Source organism: Clostridium sp. CAG:265, from assembly GCF_000436575.1.
GTDB lineage: Bacteria > Bacillota > Clostridia > Clostridiales > Clostridiaceae > Clostridium > Clostridium lentum.
This window is the reverse complement of sequence record NZ_FR886642.1, coordinates 174,784-193,006: the sequence shown is the minus strand read 5'-3', so window position 1 is coordinate 193,006 and position 18,223 is coordinate 174,784. Positions and strand designations below refer to the sequence as shown.

Below are 18,223 nucleotides of genomic sequence, written 5' to 3'. Positions count from 1 at the left end.
GTAGTAATGTATAGAAAAGAGATTGATAATTTATCTCATTCAGCTGAAGTTAAGATTGGATTATTTAACAAAAGCGTGCCAAAGTACTTAACATCAGCAATGCTTGGAAGCTTATTTGTAAGTTTAGGAATTATGCTTATTTATTCTATTGGTGGAATAATGCATCATGCTGATATTGGAACCTACAAAATAGTAATGGGATTATGTTTTGGTGTTGCTTTAAGTTTAGTGTTCATGGCAGGTGGAGATTTATTTACTAGTAATGCTATGATAATGACTATAGGTGCTTTAGAAAATAAAGTAACATGGCTAGATGCAGTGAAAATATGGGTTGCAGTTTGGATTGGAAATGTAATGGGTGGTGTTATAGGTGCATGCCTATATGTTTACAGTGGTGCTGCTTTAGGAAAAAGCGATTATATAGGTGAGTTTATAGTAGAGCAAGTTGCTATAAAAATGGGAACTCCTTCTGGACAATTATTTTTAAGAGGATTACTTTGTAATATATTAGTTTGTTTAGCAACTTGGATGTGCTATAAATTAAAAGAAGAAACAGCTAAATTAATAATGATTTTCTGGTGCTTATTTACATTTATAACTGCAGGTTTTGAACATAGTGTTGCTAATATGGGATTCTTAACTATGGGATTATTACTACCACATGATGCAGCAGTTACAATTGGAGGATGGTTCCACAATATAGCTTGGGTTTCCCTTGGAAACTTTATAGGTGGAGTATTATTTGTAGGATTACCATATTATTTTATTACTGATAAGAAAAAATCTACAAAAGAAGCTGAGAAAGTAGCATAATAAAAAAGATACAGCAAAAGCTGTGTCTTTTTTAATTGATTTTGTAAATCCACCCTTCAGGTGCTTTTATATCACCAAATTGTATCCCATAAAGAATTTTATAAAGTTCTTTTATAACAGGACCTACTTCAGTTTCACTATAGAAGACATGAAGTTTACCTTTATATTCAATTCCACCAATAGGAGTTATGACAGCAGCAGTACCACAGGCACCTGCTTCTTTGAATTCATCTAAATTATCTATATATACCTCTCGTTCATAAACAGGCATATGAAGATATTTTCTAGCTATTTCCATAAGTGAATATTTTGTGATGCTCGGCAATATGGAAGGTGATTTTGGTGTAACAAATTCATTGTTTTTTGTAATACCAAAAAAGTTTGCTGCACCAACTTCTTCAATTTTGGTTTGAGTTGCTGGATCAAGATAAATACAATCGGCAAAGCCTTTGTCAGCAGAGAGTTTGTGTGCTTGAAGAGAAGCGGCATAATTACCCCCAACTTTTGTATGTCCAGTTCCACGAGGAGCTGCTCTGTCATATTCAGCTACATTAAAATTGCAAGGAGTTAATCCTCCTTTAAAGTAAGCACCTACAGGGGTACAGAATACCGAAAAGATATACTCAGGAGCAGGTTTTACGCCAATGTTATGACCAACACCTATGACGAAAGGTCTTAAATATAAAGTTGCACCACTACCATAAGGTGGAACAAAATGTTCATTTGCTTTTACTACTTGTATACATGCATCAATAAATTTTTCCACAGGAATTTCTGGCATAAGAAGTTTTCTTAAGCTAGAATTTAATCTTTCAGCATTTCTATCAGGCCTGAATAATTGAATTGAGCCATCTTTTGTTCTATATGCTTTTAGCCCTTCAAAGCATTGTTGTCCATAATGAAGAGCACAAGATGCTTCACTAATATGGAGATAATTATCATCAGTAAGTGATCCTTTATCCCAATTACCGTCTTTCCAAGTTGATATATATCGGAAATCAGTCTTTATATATTCAAACCCCAAGTTATTCCAATCTAAATCTATAATTTTACTCATAAGTATCACCCTTTTTTATTTATTTTATAATATTTTACCACTACTAACATTAATATGAAATGATAAATGTAGAAAAATAATATTCAAAAATATAAGTAAAATAGTATATAATCAATTTATGATATTGTATGAGGAGGATAAAAATGAATAAAGAAATAATATCAACTAAAAAAGCACCATCAGCAATTGGACCATACTCTCAAGGAATGATAGTAGGAGATTTAGTATTTACTTCTGGTCAAATTCCATTAAATCCTGAAAATGGAGAATTAGTAACTGAAATTAGCAAAGCAACTGTACAAGTTATGGCAAATCTTTCAGCTGTCTTAGAAGCAGCAGGAAGTTCTTTAGAAAAGGTGATTAAAACAACGATTTTTCTTCAAGACCTTAATGATTTTGAAAAAGTTAATGAAATTTATGGGGATTATTTCAAGGATAACCTACCAGCAAGAAGTTGTGTACAAGTAGCTAAGTTACCTAAGGGAGCAATTATAGAAATAGAGGCTATAGCTATTAAATAGTATAAAATTCAATGAAAAGTTTAAAAAAAGCTAAATTATTATTAAAAATGATTTAGTTTTTTGATTAAAAATTTACATATATTTAAATAATATTTAGAAAAATAAAAAATAAGCAGAAATGCCTGTTATTATAGCAAAATTTGCAGTATAATAAGTACATATTACATATGTTGAAAAAAATAGAAAAGATTCTATTAAAAGATGATAATGAGTATATTTCTTCTGTTATAATAGAAGTGGTTAAAGAAAATTTAGATAGCAAATTAATATGCAAATATACGTTGTATATTTGCATATATTATTTATAGAACAATACATATTTATTGAAAGGAAAATAATAAATGAAAAAGATAATAGCTATTTTTACGGTTTTCATTATGATATCTGCAACAATGATATCATGCAAAAAAGATGAAAAAACTACAATTAACTTTTTAAATTGGGGAGAAAATATTGCAGAAGGGTTAATAGATGAGTTTGAAGAAAAATATAATATAAAAGTAAATGAAGTATTTGTTGATGATAATGAAGCAATGTATCAGGAACTTACTTCAGGTAAGACTCAATATGATGTGGCAGTACCAGGAGATTATATGGTGGAAAGACTGATTTCAGAAGGTAGATTAGAAGCGTTAGATAAACAAAATATTCCTAATTGGACTGAACTTTTATCAAGTAATTTAAATAAAAGCTTTGATCCAGGTAATGTTTATTCGCTTCCATATATGAATGGAACTATAGGAATAATATATAACACAGAACTAATTAGTGAAGATATAAATAGTTGGAGTGACATGTGGAATCCTAAATATAAAGATGAAATATTTGTTTTAGATTCTCAAAGAGATGCTATAGGTATGGCACTTAAATATTTAGGATATCCATTAAATAGCACTGATGAAGTAGAACTTTCAGCGGCTAAAGCTGCCTTAATTGAGCAAAAGAAATTAGGAACTATTTATGGGGCTGATAATGTTAAAGATTTAATGATATCTGGTGAGAGAGCTATTGCAATGATTTGGTCAGGAGAAGGACTTACTTTAGCAGATGAATATGATTATTTAAAATATATAGTACCAAAGGAAGGTGCTAATTTCTGGATAGATTCATTAGTAATTCCAAAAGGCACAAAAAATAAATCAGCAGCAGAAACATTTATTAACTTTTTATGTGAAAAAGACAGTGCGTATAGAGTTGCCGAGGAAATAGGTTATACTACTCCACATGAAGGTGCTATGATGGAGCAAGATGAGGAGGTAAGAAATAATCCAGGTGCATATATGCCAGAAGAAATTATGAATAGATGTGAAAGTTATAAGTATTTAAATGAAGAAGAATTATTAAAATACGAAAAAGTATGGTTGGAAGTGAAGAGCTAAAAATAGTAGTATAATGAATAAAGTTGGTATATAATAAATAATAAATGGTGCTTAGGAGGGTAAGCTGAATGGATAAGATAATTGATTTTAATGAACTTAAGAACAAAGTAAATGAAAAAGACATAGATAATTTCGAGTCTTATATATATAGCTTATACTATAAGATGGCTGAAGGTAAATTGACTATGGCTGAATTCACAAAAGAAATGACAGCATATATGGAAAATAACAATATTTCTCAAGATAAATTTTTAAAGATTCAAACTAAACTTATGGAGAGATATGGATTAGATACTAAAGGTTTTGAAGAGCAAATTAAATCACTAGGTTTAGATAAATTAACTAATAATTCGCTAGATTATGAACAAGCTAGGAAGACCATGAGTTTTCAGGAGAAATATAAAGATAGAATTAAGGTAAAGCCAACTACTGAATATTACATCAAAAATGATAAAAATAATGTAATTATCTTATTAGATGATCATAATGTAATAATAAGAAGCAAAGATAAAGTTGACTTAGCTGATACTGAATTAAATGAATTTTTATGTTCATATAGGAAGACTTTAAATGATGATAAATTAAAAGTTATTATTTGTGATTATAGCAAAGCATATGATTACTAAAATTTAGAAAGAAATTTCTATTTATTTTAGCTTAATATAATGTATAATAAATAGAGTGTGAATTTATGTTTCGCACTCTATTTTTACGCTTAGGAGGAATAAGATGAGTGTACTAACAGTAAAGAATATCAGTCACGGTTTTGGTGATAGAGCTATATTTGAAGATGTATCATTTAGATTACTTAAAGGTGAGCACGTAGGATTAATAGGTGCTAACGGTGAAGGTAAATCTACTTTTATGAATATAATTACAGGAAAGCTTATGCCTGATGAAGGGAAAGTTATCTGGAGCAATAGAGTTAGAGTTGGCTACATGGATCAACATGCTGAACTTGAAAAAGGATTAACTATAAGAGAAGTACTAAGAAGTGCATTTAAATACCTATTTGATATGGAAGCAGAAATGAATGAGCTTTATGGAAGAATGGGAGAAATGACTGATGATGAAATGAATAAGGCCCTTGAAAGAACAGCGGTTATTCAAGATATGCTAGATAACAATGGGTTTTATGTAATAGATGCAAAAGCAGAAGAAGTAGCAAAAGGTCTTGGACTTTTAGATGTAGGTTTAGATAGAGATGTTACTGAGCTTAGTGGAGGACAAAGAACTAAGGTACTACTGGCAAAATTATTACTAGAAACACCAGATATATTATTACTTGATGAGCCTACTAACTATCTTGATGAAGAACATATAGAGTGGTTAAAGAGATTCTTACAAAATTATGAAAATGCTTTTATATTAATATCCCATGATATTCCATTCTTAAATTCAGTAATTAATTTAATATATCATGTGGAAAATAGACAGCTTACAAGATATGTAGGTGATTACTATGAATTCCAAAGAATATATGAAGCAAATAAGGCACAGTTACAAGCTGCTTATGAAAGACAACAAGCTGAAGTAGCTAAGCTACAAGATTTTGTTGCAAGAAATAAAGCAAGAGTTGCTACAAGTGGTATGGCTAAGGCTAGACAAAAGAAGCTTGATAAGATGGAAATGATTGAGCTGGCAGCTGAAAAACCGAAGCCAGAGTTTAACTTTAAACAAGGAAGAACTTCAGGTAAGGTTATATTTGAAACTAAGGATCTTGTTATAGGATACAATGAACCATTAACAAAACCATTAAATATATCAATGGAAAGAGGTCAAAAGATTGCTCTTGTTGGAGCTAATGGTCTAGGAAAGACAACTCTTTTAAAGAGCTTAATGGGCAAAATACCTGCACTTAGTGGAGAGGTTCATTTAGGAGATTATCAGCAAATAGGTTATTTTGAACAAGAAATAAAAGAAGCAAACTATAATACTTGTATTGAAGAAGTTTGGGAGCAATTCCCGTCTAAGACTCAATATGAAATAAGATCTGCTTTAGCAAAATGTGGTTTAACAACTAAGCATATTGAAAGTAAAGTTTGCGTATTAAGTGGGGGAGAACAAGCAAAGGTAAGATTATGTAAGCTTATTAATGAAGAAACAAATATCTTAATCTTAGACGAACCTACTAATCACTTAGATGTTGAAGCTAAGGATGAGCTTAAGAAAGCCATTAGAGAATACAAAGGATCAGTTCTTCTAGTATGTCACGAACCTGAATTCTACAGAGATGTAGTTACTGATATTTGGAACTGTGAAGAGTGGACAACTAAAGTAGTTTAGTGGTTAAGTTAGAGATAGAGCAAATTATGAATTATGAGTGATGAATGATGAATGCTTAGGAAAATTAAAAATTAAAAATGAAAAATTAATTTGATTGGTTGAATTTTAGTGCATTAATATGAAGTGATAAGTAGCATGAGAAATATAACTTTATAGTTAATAAATAAGAAATAGAAGTTAATAGTTAATGAAGAAACTCCTTTAGGGGAGTTTCTTTTTGTTTATAGTGAAAAGAATGAGTCAGATAAACTGTTATTGAAATTATTAGAATATATGGTAAAATTATATATAAAAAAGGGATTTTGTTTAATGAAAAATAAAGATGAAGATAGTAAAATTTTTTTTTTAATATTACAAAATTAAAAACTGATAAAGATTATTTTATTTTGCTTGTTTTATTTTTACTTGTTATTTATGGAGTTCTTATTATGAGCATAGGCTTTTATGGATTTGATTTAAGTGAAACTAGAACATTGAAAAATTTAAGTATAATGATTATTGATACTTATTTTCTATTAAATGTTTTATTTTGTAAGAAAAATTTTAAAAAATAATAAAGGAATTATAGGAATTAGAAAGATAATATTATATTTAATTTTATCAGGAACAATTACAGTTGGATTTTTATCGTCAGTATCATGACATATAATTTATGCAACAACATAGGAAGCTACAGTTACTGATGTATTAAAAAATATGCTATTTTGTGTGGAATTGCGATAAAGGACTATCTAAAATTTAATGATGTTTCATCAAGGTACATTAACTACAAAATTTTAAAATAATTGTACAAATGGTTGTTAATAGTAAACTGAATGTATTATTTGTGAGGATCTGTGCATAGAATAGTTTGTTTGTTTTACATGTGATAAAGTGGTATGGAGGTATTTATGAATAAGATAAAATTAGTATGTACAATAAGTATAATAACCATAATTGGTGGTACTCTGTTTGGTTGTAATAATCAAAGTTCAAAGCAAACAGTAAATGATACAAGTAACAGTATGATTAGTGATTCTGATAGTAGTAAACCACAACAAATAGTAGATGATACTAAAGCAAATGAAGATATTAAAACAACAGATATACCGGATGTAGTAAGTAAAGTAGAAGGAAGGAGAAACGAGTATATAGAGAGATTAGATAACATACAAAAAAAGCTTGATGAATTACCAGAAAAGAAGAATGCCGATGAAGGTATTACAAATGCTATGAAGAGTTATTATGGAAAAGCTTATGAAATGTATGATAAAGAACTCAATGATATTTATGCTTTGCTAAAAGAGGAGTTATCTCCAGAGATAATGAATGATTTAGAAATTAAACAGCTTAAATGGATAGAGGAGAAAGAGGGAAAAGCTAGGGAAGAAGAAGCAAAGTTCAAAGGAGGAACTTTTGAGCCTGTTGCAGGATATATAGTTTTGTATGAAGCAACTAAGGAAAAATGTTATGAATTAGTAAATCAGTATATGACAGATTAATTAAAATAAAAGTTAGTACATTTTAGTGCTAGCTTTTTATATACTTTAAATTTACATAAGAGTCATTACAGTATAAAATAGATAGGGAAAATATCACAATAACAAATAGAGGATGGACAAAACTTATTGGACCAATTATGCTTATTGGAACTTTAGGGTATGTAATAGGAACTTATTTTGGGATAATTGTAGGTGGCTTATTAGGAGCATAGTAATGAATAAAGCATTCATATACACATGGTTAGATATTTAAAGATGTGTAATATGGGGCTTATTATTTTTGGCTTTATAATGAAATATAGATAGAAGATTTTTATAGGGAGGAATTAAAAAGTGAAAGAAAATAAATTAATTATGAAGCTATTAAAATAGATTGGAAATGGTAATAAGCTGCCTATACATGAAAAGTGGAGGTGCTTTTTTATGTTTAAGATAAAAGTAAAGCTTTAGAATGTATATTTAAAGACAAAGTATTGATAAAAAAATATCAAGAAATAATAGAAAATGTGATAAAAAACAGAATAAGTGCTAAAAAAAATACTAAAAGCGTGATAAAAATCACGGTAATAAGTGGTAATGTAAGTTATTATATTAACAAGAGATAGTTATAAAAATAACAAATGATGATGGAGGAAATTTAATGTTTAAGGAAGAGTTTAACAAAGTTGCAGGTGCAGCTAGTGCAAAAAATCAATTATTAAAAAATAATAAGCTAGGATATTTTATTTCATCTATGTTAGCAGGAATCTATGTAGGTATGGCCATAATGCTTATTTTTACAATTGGAGGATTACTTACAGCAGCAGGATCAGCAGCCACTAAGATCATAATGGGTATTTCTTTTGGAGGAGCTTTAAGCTTAGTTGTTTTTGCTGGCTCTGAATTATTTACTGGTAATAATTTTATCATGACAGTTGGATCATTAAATAAAGCTGTATCATGGATAGATACTATAAAAGTGTGGGTAGCAGCTTTTATTGGTAATTTAGCAGGATCAATACTTGCAGGATATATGTTCTATTTAACAGGGCTTGCTAAAGGATCAGTTGGAGAATTTATTGCAAATACGGCAGCTACCAAGATGAGTTTGCCAGCTAATGAATTATTCTTTAGAGGGGTATTTTGTAATATACTAGTTTGTTTAGCAGTATGGTGTACTTTTAGATGTAAAGATGATATATCAAAATTAGTAATGATATTCTGGTGCCTATTTATCTTTATAACATGTGGTTTTGAACATAGTGTTGCTAATATGACATTACTTACTATAGCACTTTTAGCTCCAGGAACAGCAGCAGTAAGCATATCTGGATATATTTATAATATAGGAATGGTTACTTTAGGTAATATGGTTGGAGGAATACTATTTGTAGCAATTCCATATTACTTAATATCAAAAAAATCACAATAAGATAATTAATAAGAGCTCTAATTTAGTTTGCTAAATTAGAGTTTTTTTTATTAAAATGTATAAGAAAATAATATGATAATATAGATATGTTATTGTATATTATAGATAGAAGAAAGGTTGGAATTGAAATGATAAAACCAATTATGAAAGATGTATTATTTTTAGCACAGAAATCAGAAGAAGCCACTAAGGATGATCTATATATTGTTGATGATTTGATAGATACATTAAGAGCTAATTTAGATGATTGTGTAGGTATGGCTGCAAATATGATAGGTGTTAAGAAACGTATTATAGTATTTTCAGTAGGAGAGATGATAGTTCCAATGATTAATCCTATAATAACAGATAAAAAAATTCTTATGAAACGGAAGAATGTTGTTTGTCACTAACTGGATTTAGAAAGACTAATAGATATGAAAGTATAGAAGTTGAGTACTTTGATAAAGAGTTTAAAAAACAAAAAGGAAAATTTACAGGATTTGTAGCTCAGATTATCCAGCATGAAATTGATCATTGTAATGGAATAATAATTTAATAAATAATTATTTAATAGTAATGAAGCACTTTTAATGCTTCATTTTTTCTTCAATAAAAAAATAAAAAACAGTATTATGATGAAAATAGAATAAATCTGAGAAAAATGGAAAAAAATGATTGACGAAACTTAGTGTAAATGATAACATAAAAATGTTAAAGAAAGGTTGTGTGTTAATGTGAAGCTATATATTAAAAAAATATTTTGTTTTTTATTAGGATGTTTTATTATTCAAATAGGATGTGCTGCTTTTATAAATGCAAATACAGGGGGAGATTCTTGTGTAGTATTTATTCAAGGAATAAGTAAGGCATTAAATATTACTGTAGGTTCTGCAAATTACATATTTATGTTTTGTGCTTTAGTACTATTATTAATTTTTGCAAGGAATAAAATAAGTTTAGGAACTTTTTTAGCTACACTTGCTGCAGGAATGTTTTTAGATATAGCCAATGAAGCTATACAAAAGTTATCTATTGAATCAATGCCTTTTTTGTGGTACGTATACTTGTAGTTGCTATAAGTTGTGTAGTTATTTCTATTGGTTTTTCAATTCAAAAAACTGCTAATTTAGGAGTGGCGCCACATGATGAAATTCCATTTGTAATTTCAGAATCATTTAAAATTCAATATAGATGGATTAGAATTTGTTTAGATTTAACATATGTAGTTGCTGGATACTTATTAGGTGGAGTTTTTGGTTTAGGAACAATTGTAGCAACATTACTTTTAGGACCTACAATTCAATTTTTCTTACCTATAGTTGAAAGACCAGTAAAGAAGTTTTTAGGTACTAGTACAGCAATAGTTTAGTTATATAAAATATTAAAGCATTAATAAAGAGAATGCTTTTTTGGACAAGACTTTAATGATTTAATATACATATAAAAAGAGGTAGGAGTTTTCCTAACTCTTTTTATTTAGTAAGGACTTAATCCTTATTAGCAGCTGTGTTGCTAGCACAATTATAGGCACAAGAAAGCATGTTCACAGGTGATTCATATGGCTTTAACCATTCTTTTTTTACAGCTAATGCTGTAAGAGATGTATGACCTTCTACCATTTGACCTATAGCAGCAGAGTAAATAGCTCTAAGTTCAGGAGTAGTACTTGTTAAAGCAGAAGTAAGATAAAGCATTGCTCCATCTTTTGCTGCTGTCATCATACTTTCAGATATTACCTTATCATCAATATTTACATTGTCTTTAATCAAATCTCCAATTACTTTTAGCATTTTACTATTCCTCCTTATTAGTTAAAATGTTATTTTCATTAATGAATTGAATTAATCCATTTATTCTTCCTTCTGCAGCTAGAATGCTTGATTCTGACTGTCTCTTTAAATCTTCATCTGTAATTACAGTGTTTAAAGCTCTTTGCATTTTAAGGCCGTCGCTTTCAGCTTTTAATATAGCTGTTAAAGATAAAATTTCAACTTGTGAAAGTTGCTTCATATTGATATCACTCCTAATAAAATTTTTAAAAATTAAAAAACATATATCTTAGGAGGTGTCATAAGCTTTAAATTATCCTAGGAATTTTATGCAATAAAAATAAAATAAAATTATATTGACTTATTCCGACAAAAAAGTATATAATGTCTTCAAGAAAACTAGTCCTTTAAATTTAGTCCAGAGAGATTAATAAGGTCGAAAGAATACGGCAGATAAAATAATTAGATAGAATTAAAGAATAGCGTGATATATGCAAAATATGAAAGTATTTTACGTGCTTAATATGAATATCTAATTATATGTGTAAACGACCTTTCTATATTTTTAGAAGGGTCGTTTTTTGCACATAAGTACTGGTTTTCCTAAATATACAATTTAGGAGGATTAAAAATGGAAGAAAAATTAATAATGGAAGAAAGAATAGATGATCATGATTATGCTTTAGAACATGTTCATCAGAAAGATAAAAAGGGATTCTTTTCAATGTTTGTAGTAATGCTTGGTTTTACATTCTTCTCAGCAAGTATGCTGACAGGAGGAAACTTAGGGACAGGCTTACCTTTAAAAGATTTCTTTATAGCAGTAGTTATAGGTAATTTAATATTGGCATGTTACACAGGAGCACTGGCATATATAGGGGCAGATACAGGACTTTCAATGCATTTGCTTGCTAGATATTCTTTTGGAGAAAAGGGATCATATGTAGCATCATTTATAACTAGTATAACTCAAATAGGTTGGTTTGGAGTAGGTATAGCAATGTTTGCAATACCAGTGGCAAATAGATTTAATATAAATTTATATCTTTTAGTAGCAATTACAGGTATATTAATGACGGCAACAGCTTACTTTGGAATGAAGTCACTAACAATATTAAGTGCTATAGCTGTTCCAGCAATAGCAGTATTAGGTAGTACATCAGTAGCAATGGCAACAAGTTCAGTAGGTGGAGTTCAAGGATTAATGAACATAGAACCAACTACTAAAATGGCATTAGTAACGGCGGTAACTTTATGTGTAGGTTCATTTATAAGTGGAGGAACAGCAACACCAGACTTTGCTAGATTCTCAAAAAATAAAAAAGTTGCAGTATCAACTACAGTTGTAGCATTCTTTATAGGAAATTCATTGATGTTCTTATTTGGAGCTGTAGGAGCAATGGTTACAGGAAATTCTGATATAGCAGATGTAATGTTCTCTCAAGGATTAGTAATACCTGCAATATTGGTTTTAGGATTAAATATATGGACAACTAATGATAATGCTTTATATACATCAGCATTAGGACTTTCAAATATAACAAAGCTTCCTAAAAAGAAATTAGTAATAGCATGTGGATTAATTGGAACAGTAGGCTCAATATGGCTAAATAATAATTTTACAGCATTCTTAACTTTTCTAAATTCAATGCTTCCTCCAGTAGGTGGAATAATAATAGCAGATTACTTCTTTGTAAAGAAAAGAAAATATGATACTATGGATAATACAAAATTTAAAAATATAAATTGGATTGCAATAGTAGCATTTTTAGTAGGATTTATAGTGGCTAATGTTGTGTCGGTAGGAGTTATAGCATTAAATGCAATAGTAACAACAATTTTAGTTTATGTAATAGGAACAAAAATAACTAACAGATAAGGTGATAATATTATGTTAATTAAGAAAGTAAGACTTTTAGATAGAGATGGATTATTTGATATAAGAATAACAGATGGAAAATTTGAAGCAATAGCTGAAGAAATTCAAGCTAAGGAAGGTGAAGAAATTATAGAAGGAAATGGAGCATTAGCTTCAGCTCCTTTTATAGAACCACATATTCATTTAGATACTACATTAACAGCTGGAGAGCCAGAGTGGAATAAAAGTGGTACGCTTTTTGAAGGAATTGAAAGATGGTCTCAAAGAAAAGAGTTTTTAACAAAAGAAGATGTTAAAAATAGAGCTAAAAAAGCTATTGAATGGCAAGTTGCAAATGGAATTCAATTTATTAGAACTCATGTGGATGTGACTGATGAGAGTTTAGTTGCATTAAAAGCAATGGTAGAAGTAAGAGAAGAAGTTAAGGATTATGTTACTTTACAAATAGTTGCTTTCCCACAAGAAGGAATTCTTTCATATCCTAATGGGTTAGAATTAGTTGAAGAGGCTATAAAATTAGGAGCAGATGTTATTGGAGCTATACCACACTTTGAGTTTACAAGAGAATATGGGGTAGAATCTATAAATAAGATTTTTGAATTAGCTAAAAAGTATGATGTATTAGTGGATGTTCATTGTGATGAAATAGATGATGAGCAATCAAGATTTTTAGAAGTTGTAGCAACAAGAGCTTTAGAAAGTGGTTTAAAGAATAAAGTAACAGCAAGCCATACTACTGCTATGGGTTCATATAACAATGCATATACATATAAACTTTTTAGATTATTAAAGATGTCAGGAATAAACTTTGTGTCTAATCCTTTAGTAAATACACATTTACAAGGAAGATTTGATACATATCCAAAGAGAAGAGGAATAACAAGAGTTAAAGAATTAAATGAAGCAGGAATTAATGTATGCTTTGGTCATGATGATATATTTGATCCATGGTATCCAATGGGAACAGGAAATATGTTAGAAGTAGTTCATTTTGGTTTACATGTATGTCAGATGATGGGTTATGATGATATAAATGAATCATTAAAATTTATCTCAACTAATAGTGCAAGAACATTAAATATAGAAGATAAATATGGAATTGAAATAGGCAAGCCAGGGAATTTAATATTACTAAATGCTGAAAGCGGATATGATGCCGTTAGAAGAAGAGCGGAAGTCTTATATTCTATAAGAGAAGGAAGAGTAATTGCTAAAACTATACCAAGCAAGTCCTATATAAATATGAATGAAGAAAAAGAAGTGACATTTAAAAGATAGTGGAGAATGTTTTTAAAAAGAGTTAGTGCTCATAGCTAGCTCTTTTTTGCTAGAGGAAAATTACCAGATGGCTGATGGAAGAGCAAGGTAAGTAATAGAATTAAATGTAAGCTATTTACTTCTAATTACCCTATGATGCTTGAACATATAATAGAAGAGGCTAAAAAGTACCAGCAGAATATAAAAGATCTTGAAAATAATATTGATATAGAGCAATATAAAATTAAAAAAGTAGAGAGATTTTGGAATGAAATCTTCATGGAGCATGCCATGTTTATTAGAGGGATGCTTGATCCAAGTGAAGAAAAGCTCATAAATTCTGCTGATAAGTTTGCTAAGAAATTTAAAGAGTTAATGAAAAAAACATCTGATATTAATGAAGCTACCAGTACCACTATTGTAAGTGATACATTGATTGAGACAGCCAAATTAATTGATTTTAAGAAGGCAGCCACCAAGGGCATATTAGGATGTGAGATAAAGTCAATAATCCTACCACTTCTTTCAGACCATGTGCTAAGGGAAGCAAATCATTATTTAAGGATTTTAGAAGCTTATGAAGAATAAAGCTTTAAATAATGTAGCAGAAGAGCAGGTTTTTTACCTGCTCTTATTGATTTTAAATTATATATAAACCTAAATCTTATAATCATATAATAATCACAAGTATAAAAAATAGATTTCCTTTTTATTATATGATAACATAATAAATATATTTATATTATTTGAAAATTTATTAAGAGAATATATGGTTAATATAAAAATGAAGATAATTGGAGGTACATAGTGGGTAAAAGAAAGTGTAAACAATGTGGAGAGGAATTTACACTGACAGATTCAGAAATAAAATTTTATAATGATAAGGGTCTTAATCTGCCAAAGAGATGTAGTGAATGTAGAAAGAAAAATAAGAATATAAATAATAATGAAAAAGAGAGTATAAAAGAGACTAATATCCAAAGGATTAACAGTAAGAATAAAAGTAAAAAATTTAGAAATATTATTATAGTGGCAGTAGTACTTCTTTTATCATTTATAGGTAAGGTATTTAATATAAATTTTGATGCCTTAAACATAGGAAGTGTGCTACAAAGCCAAAAAGCAGATGGTGTTTTAGAATTCCGTAATGATAATTTATGGGAGGAGCATTTCTTAAAGCATGGTGGTGAATTTGGTTATACAACAAAAGAAGATTATTTAGAGGGGGCTAATGAAGTAGTAACTTCAGCTTCTTCTAAACATAAGCAGGAAGCAGAAGACGGAGATGATATATATTATGATGCAGAGAATAATGAAATTGTCTTTGTATCAAAAGATGGATATATAAGAACATATTTTAAGCCATCTGATGGAATTGAATATTATAATAGACAATAGAAATAAAGAGGTGGAATTTTAGCTTAAGGGGAAAGTTTAATATGGGGGTAAATCTTGTAAAACATAATATATTAAAAGCATTGATATTTTTTGCCATACCAATTTTGATTTCTAATATATTTCAGTTATAATATTTGATATTCTTATTATTATCATATTTTGAAATATATAACATAAAAACTAGCTATCTGTGATAGCTAGTTTGTTTTATTTACAATTTGGATTTTTATGAGAGAGATTCTCTTGTACGTGCATTAGTGTTTCACCAAATCTTTGATAATGAACTACTTCTCTTTCTCTTAAGAATCCCAGAATTTTTTTGATTTCGTAATCATCTGTTAAATTTAAAAGCCATTCATATGTTGCTCGAGCTTTTTGTTCTGCAGCTAAATTTTCATGTAAATCAGCTATTACATCACCTTTAGATTGAAAAAAGGTAGCACTCCAAGGATTACCTGTAGCATCTGTAGGATACACACCTTTACCATGATCTGCATAATGGCCAGCAAGACCTGCTTTTTTTATTTCATCTATTGTAGAGTTTTCCATTATTTGATGAACCATTGTGGCAATTATTTCAACGTGGGCCATTTCTTCTGTGCCAATATCATTTAGCATACCTTTAGATTTATTGGTAGGCATAGAAAATCTTTGGCTTAAATATCTTAGAGCTGCTGATAGTTCGCCATCAGGGCCACCAAATTGAGTAATAAGAAGTTTTGCCATACTTAAATCTGAACATTTTAAATTAACAGGATATTGAAGAGTTTTTACATAGCACCACATATATTATTCACCATCCTTACATTTTTCCCATGGCCAAGGGGTATCTATCCAAGCTTTAGGATTTTGCATATAAGCTAATCCGAAATTAATTAAAGGACCATATTGCTGTTCGTATTCATAAATTGCTTTTTTTAATTTTGAAGACATTATTTCATAATCTTCAGTGGATTTTTCGCAACATGGGAAACTGTCAGTATAAAGATTTAAATCAACACAATAAAATAACATTTTTCTAATATTATTTAATAAATCTTCTCTATCCATCATTTAACCCCCTTAACATATTTTACATCGCAATAAGGGCTATAAAGATCTTTAAAAATAGTGCCAGCATAAAAAGCATCACTTAAATTAAATAAATGTTCATAAGGCTGTAAAGTAATATAAGGTTTTGCATATATATTGGGAGCAAATACTTTATAAGATTCATAGCAATTTACTTTTGGATTACAGGCTGTGTTACAAGAAGCATCACAAGGATCATTCATACAATCATTACATTTTATACAATCGTCTTTTCTATAAAAGTACATGATATATATCCTTTCATTAATAAATATTGTACAAGATAATATTATGCAATAAAAAGAGAAAAAGTGTTAAAAAATAAAAAGTAGATAAATAAATGTCGATATAATAAGAGTGTTTTTAGTTATGGGAAAATAATGAAATATAAACTTTCCCTTTAAGAAAGAATCTTTAGGATAGTTATAGAAATAAGAATAATAAAGTATTAAAATAGTAATATAATTTTATTTAGAAAGAGAGGGCATAAGGTGTATAAAGATAAAATTGAAGAATATTTCAATATCCATAAGGATGAAATGATTAATGATATATTTAAGCTTATAAAAATAAGGAGTGATAAAGGTGAAGCTAAAGATGGGATGCCTTTTGGTGAAGGACCTGCTAAGGTTTTAGAAGAAGCATTAAGTATGGCAGCTTCTATGGGATTTGTCACTAAAAATTATGAAAATTATGTAGGAGCAGTAGACTTTAATGAAAAAGAAAAGGCATTAGATATTTTAGCACACTTAGATGTAGTACCAGTAAGTGATGAATGGACAGTAACAAAACCATTTGAACCTATAATAAAAGATGGAAAACTTTATGGAAGAGGAGCTTCTGACGATAAGGGACCAGCGGTAACAGCTTTATATGCCATGAAGGCAGTAAAAGATTTAAATATTCCGTTAAATAAAAATGTGAGGCTTATCCTTGGAACTGATGAAGAGTGTGGAAGTTCAGATATAAAGTACTATTATGATAGAGAAGAAGAAGCTCCTATGACTTTTTCACCAGATGCAGATTTTCCTCTTATAAATGTTGAAAAGGGAAGTTTTAAGCCAGAATTTAGAGCAGAATTTGTAGAAGATAAAAAGCTTCCAAGAATAGTTTCTGTAAATTCAGGGGTAAAGGTGAATGTTATTCCAGACAGAGCTTCTGCAGTGATAGAAGGTATAAGTTACAATGAGCTTTTAGGCTATTGTGAAAGAAAATTTTTACCTTTAGGTATAACATATAAAATTACAGAAGAAGATAATAAATGTGTAATTAATATAAGAGGTACAGGAGCACATGCAGCTTATCCTGAAAGTGGTAATAATGCACTTACTGCTATGCTTGAATTATTATGTGAAATGCCTTTTGCAGAAAGTGAAGGATTTAAAAGGTTATGTGCTGTAAATAAATTATTCCCACATGGAGACTATAAAGGAAAAGCTATAGGAGTGAATATCAGTGATGAAGTATCAGGAGAACTTACTTTATCATTTACTATCTTTGAATATAATATGACTTCCTTAAAAGGAACTTTTGATTGTAGAGCACCACTTTGTGCTACTAACGAAAATTTAAGAGATGTTGTGGCAAAGAATTTAAAGGATAATGGTATCATTTTAGAACCATGTGAAGTTTTACCAGGACATCATGTTGATGAAAATTCAGAATTTGTTCAAACACTTTTAAGTTGTTATGAAAAATATAGCGGTCAAAAGGGAGAGTGTCTTGCCATTGGAGGAGGCACATATGTCCATAACTTAAAAAATGGTGTGGCATTTGGATGTACAATGCCAGGAACTGATAATAATATGCATGGTGATGATGAATTTGCCGTAGTAGATGAATTAATTTTAAGTGCCAAGATATTTACTGAAGCAATAATTCAACTTTGCAGCTAGAATATAGTTAAGGAGAGATTGATT

General features: G+C 29.4%; 21 protein-coding genes and 1 pseudogene. 16 read left to right on the top strand and 6 right to left on the bottom strand.

All coding sequences use genetic code 11. The annotated features are described in order from the left end of the window. The first annotated feature begins 6 nt into the window (after positions 1–6). Positions 7–813 carry a formate/nitrite transporter family protein gene (locus tag Q5O29_RS11755; protein ID WP_022213131.1) on the top strand — a complete coding sequence of 269 codons (807 nt, stop codon included), beginning with the start codon at positions 7–9 and terminating at the stop codon, positions 811–813. A 31-nt stretch (positions 814–844) separates the two neighbouring features. Here Q5O29_RS11755 and Q5O29_RS11750 read toward each other — a convergent pair whose 3' ends face one another. Continuing rightward, positions 845–1,870: a branched-chain amino acid aminotransferase gene (locus tag Q5O29_RS11750; protein ID WP_022213130.1), complete on the bottom strand. Its 1,026-nt coding sequence runs from the start codon at positions 1,868–1,870 to the stop codon at positions 845–847. Between the two features lie 143 nt (positions 1,871–2,013). On the opposite strand from Q5O29_RS11750, the gene Q5O29_RS11745 reads away from it, so the two are divergent. From Q5O29_RS11745 to Q5O29_RS11695, 10 genes and pseudogenes are all read left to right on the top strand, one after another. Beyond that, positions 2,014–2,391, top strand: a complete 378-nt coding sequence (locus Q5O29_RS11745; RefSeq protein WP_022213129.1) for a RidA family protein — start codon at positions 2,014–2,016, stop codon at positions 2,389–2,391. A 341-nt stretch (positions 2,392–2,732) separates the two neighbouring features. Beyond that, positions 2,733–3,770, top strand: coding sequence for a PotD/PotF family extracellular solute-binding protein (locus Q5O29_RS11740; protein ID WP_022213128.1), 1,038 nt, complete (start codon positions 2,733–2,735; stop codon positions 3,768–3,770). A gap of 68 nt (positions 3,771–3,838) precedes the next feature. Beyond that, a complete protein-coding gene (locus tag Q5O29_RS11735; protein ID WP_022213127.1) occupies positions 3,839–4,396 on the top strand; it encodes a DUF3867 domain-containing protein in 558 nt (185 codons plus the stop codon). 103 nt (positions 4,397–4,499) lie between these two features. After that, positions 4,500–6,056 carry an ABC-F family ATP-binding cassette domain-containing protein gene (locus Q5O29_RS11730; RefSeq protein WP_022213126.1) on the top strand — a complete coding sequence of 519 codons (1,557 nt, stop codon included), beginning with the start codon at positions 4,500–4,502 and terminating at the stop codon, positions 6,054–6,056. Between the two features lie 428 nt (positions 6,057–6,484). Beyond that, positions 6,485–6,610, top strand: a complete 126-nt coding sequence (locus tag Q5O29_RS11725; RefSeq protein ID WP_022213125.1) for a hypothetical protein — start codon at positions 6,485–6,487, stop codon at positions 6,608–6,610. A 336-nt stretch (positions 6,611–6,946) separates the two neighbouring features. Next, positions 6,947–7,537, top strand: coding sequence for a lysozyme inhibitor LprI family protein (locus tag Q5O29_RS11720; protein ID WP_022167502.1), 591 nt, complete (start codon positions 6,947–6,949; stop codon positions 7,535–7,537). Positions 7,538–8,177: 640 nt separating this feature from the next. Next, positions 8,178–8,948 (top strand): formate/nitrite transporter family protein, encoded by a 771-nt coding sequence (locus tag Q5O29_RS11710; RefSeq protein WP_022213124.1) that lies wholly within the window; start codon positions 8,178–8,180, stop codon positions 8,946–8,948. A gap of 128 nt (positions 8,949–9,076) precedes the next feature. Further along, a pseudogene (locus tag Q5O29_RS11705) lies at positions 9,077–9,486 on the top strand (peptide deformylase). Positions 9,487–9,664: 178 nt separating this feature from the next. After that, complete coding sequence (locus tag Q5O29_RS11700; protein ID WP_022213121.1) at positions 9,665–10,000, top strand: hypothetical protein; 336 nt, start codon at positions 9,665–9,667, stop codon at positions 9,998–10,000. Next, positions 9,982–10,299, top strand: a complete 318-nt coding sequence (locus tag Q5O29_RS11695; RefSeq protein ID WP_022213120.1) for a membrane protein — start codon at positions 9,982–9,984, stop codon at positions 10,297–10,299. Before Q5O29_RS11700 ends, Q5O29_RS11695 begins: the two co-directional genes overlap by 19 nt. A 118-nt stretch (positions 10,300–10,417) precedes the next feature. On the opposite strand, the gene Q5O29_RS11690 is transcribed toward Q5O29_RS11695, so the two are convergent. Both Q5O29_RS11690 and Q5O29_RS11685 read right to left on the bottom strand, forming a co-directional pair. Next, the gene (locus tag Q5O29_RS11690; protein WP_022213119.1) at positions 10,418–10,720 is read right to left on the bottom strand and encodes a spore coat protein; all 303 of its coding nucleotides are present in this window, start codon (positions 10,718–10,720) and stop codon (positions 10,418–10,420) included. A gap of 4 nt (positions 10,721–10,724) precedes the next feature. After that, on the bottom strand, positions 10,725–10,940 hold the full coding sequence (locus tag Q5O29_RS11685) for a hypothetical protein (protein ID WP_022167508.1): 216 nt from the start codon (positions 10,938–10,940) through the stop codon (positions 10,725–10,727). A 390-nt stretch (positions 10,941–11,330) separates the two neighbouring features. Here Q5O29_RS11685 and codB point away from each other — a divergent pair, with 390 nt between their 5' ends. The 4 genes from codB (at position 11,331) to Q5O29_RS11665 (ending at position 15,233) form a co-directional block, all read left to right on the top strand. Beyond that, on the top strand, positions 11,331–12,578 hold the full coding sequence (gene codB / locus Q5O29_RS11680) for a cytosine permease (RefSeq protein WP_022167509.1): 1,248 nt from the start codon (positions 11,331–11,333) through the stop codon (positions 12,576–12,578). 12 nt (positions 12,579–12,590) lie between these two features. After that, positions 12,591–13,856 (top strand): cytosine deaminase, encoded by a 1,266-nt coding sequence (locus Q5O29_RS11675; RefSeq protein WP_022213118.1) that lies wholly within the window; start codon positions 12,591–12,593, stop codon positions 13,854–13,856. 132 nt (positions 13,857–13,988) lie between these two features. Then, positions 13,989–14,423 (top strand): DUF2935 domain-containing protein, encoded by a 435-nt coding sequence (locus Q5O29_RS11670; protein ID WP_022213117.1) that lies wholly within the window; start codon positions 13,989–13,991, stop codon positions 14,421–14,423. Positions 14,424–14,642: 219 nt separating this feature from the next. Next, positions 14,643–15,233: a zinc-ribbon domain containing protein gene (locus tag Q5O29_RS11665; RefSeq protein WP_022213116.1), complete on the top strand. Its 591-nt coding sequence runs from the start codon at positions 14,643–14,645 to the stop codon at positions 15,231–15,233. Positions 15,234–15,440: 207 nt separating this feature from the next. On the opposite strand, the gene Q5O29_RS11660 is transcribed toward Q5O29_RS11665, so the two are convergent. Genes Q5O29_RS11660 through Q5O29_RS11650 form a run of 3 tightly spaced genes read right to left on the bottom strand, consistent with a single transcriptional unit; the run spans position 15,441 to position 16,507 of the window. Further along, positions 15,441–16,019 (bottom strand): manganese catalase family protein, encoded by a 579-nt coding sequence (locus tag Q5O29_RS11660; RefSeq protein ID WP_022213115.1) that lies wholly within the window; start codon positions 16,017–16,019, stop codon positions 15,441–15,443. 3 nt (positions 16,020–16,022) lie between these two features. Further along, complete coding sequence (locus Q5O29_RS11655; RefSeq protein ID WP_022213114.1) at positions 16,023–16,283, bottom strand: spore coat protein CotJB; 261 nt, start codon at positions 16,281–16,283, stop codon at positions 16,023–16,025. Then, entirely contained in the window at positions 16,283–16,507 is a 225-nt protein-coding gene (locus tag Q5O29_RS11650; RefSeq protein WP_279288851.1) for a spore coat associated protein CotJA, read from the bottom strand. The genes Q5O29_RS11655 and Q5O29_RS11650 overlap by 1 nt, the downstream gene beginning before the upstream one ends. A gap of 288 nt (positions 16,508–16,795) precedes the next feature. Between Q5O29_RS11650 and pepV the strand changes: the two genes are divergently transcribed. Continuing rightward, positions 16,796–18,199: a dipeptidase PepV gene (gene pepV, locus Q5O29_RS11645; protein ID WP_022213112.1), complete on the top strand. Its 1,404-nt coding sequence runs from the start codon at positions 16,796–16,798 to the stop codon at positions 18,197–18,199. Positions 18,200–18,223 lie beyond the last annotated feature (24 nt).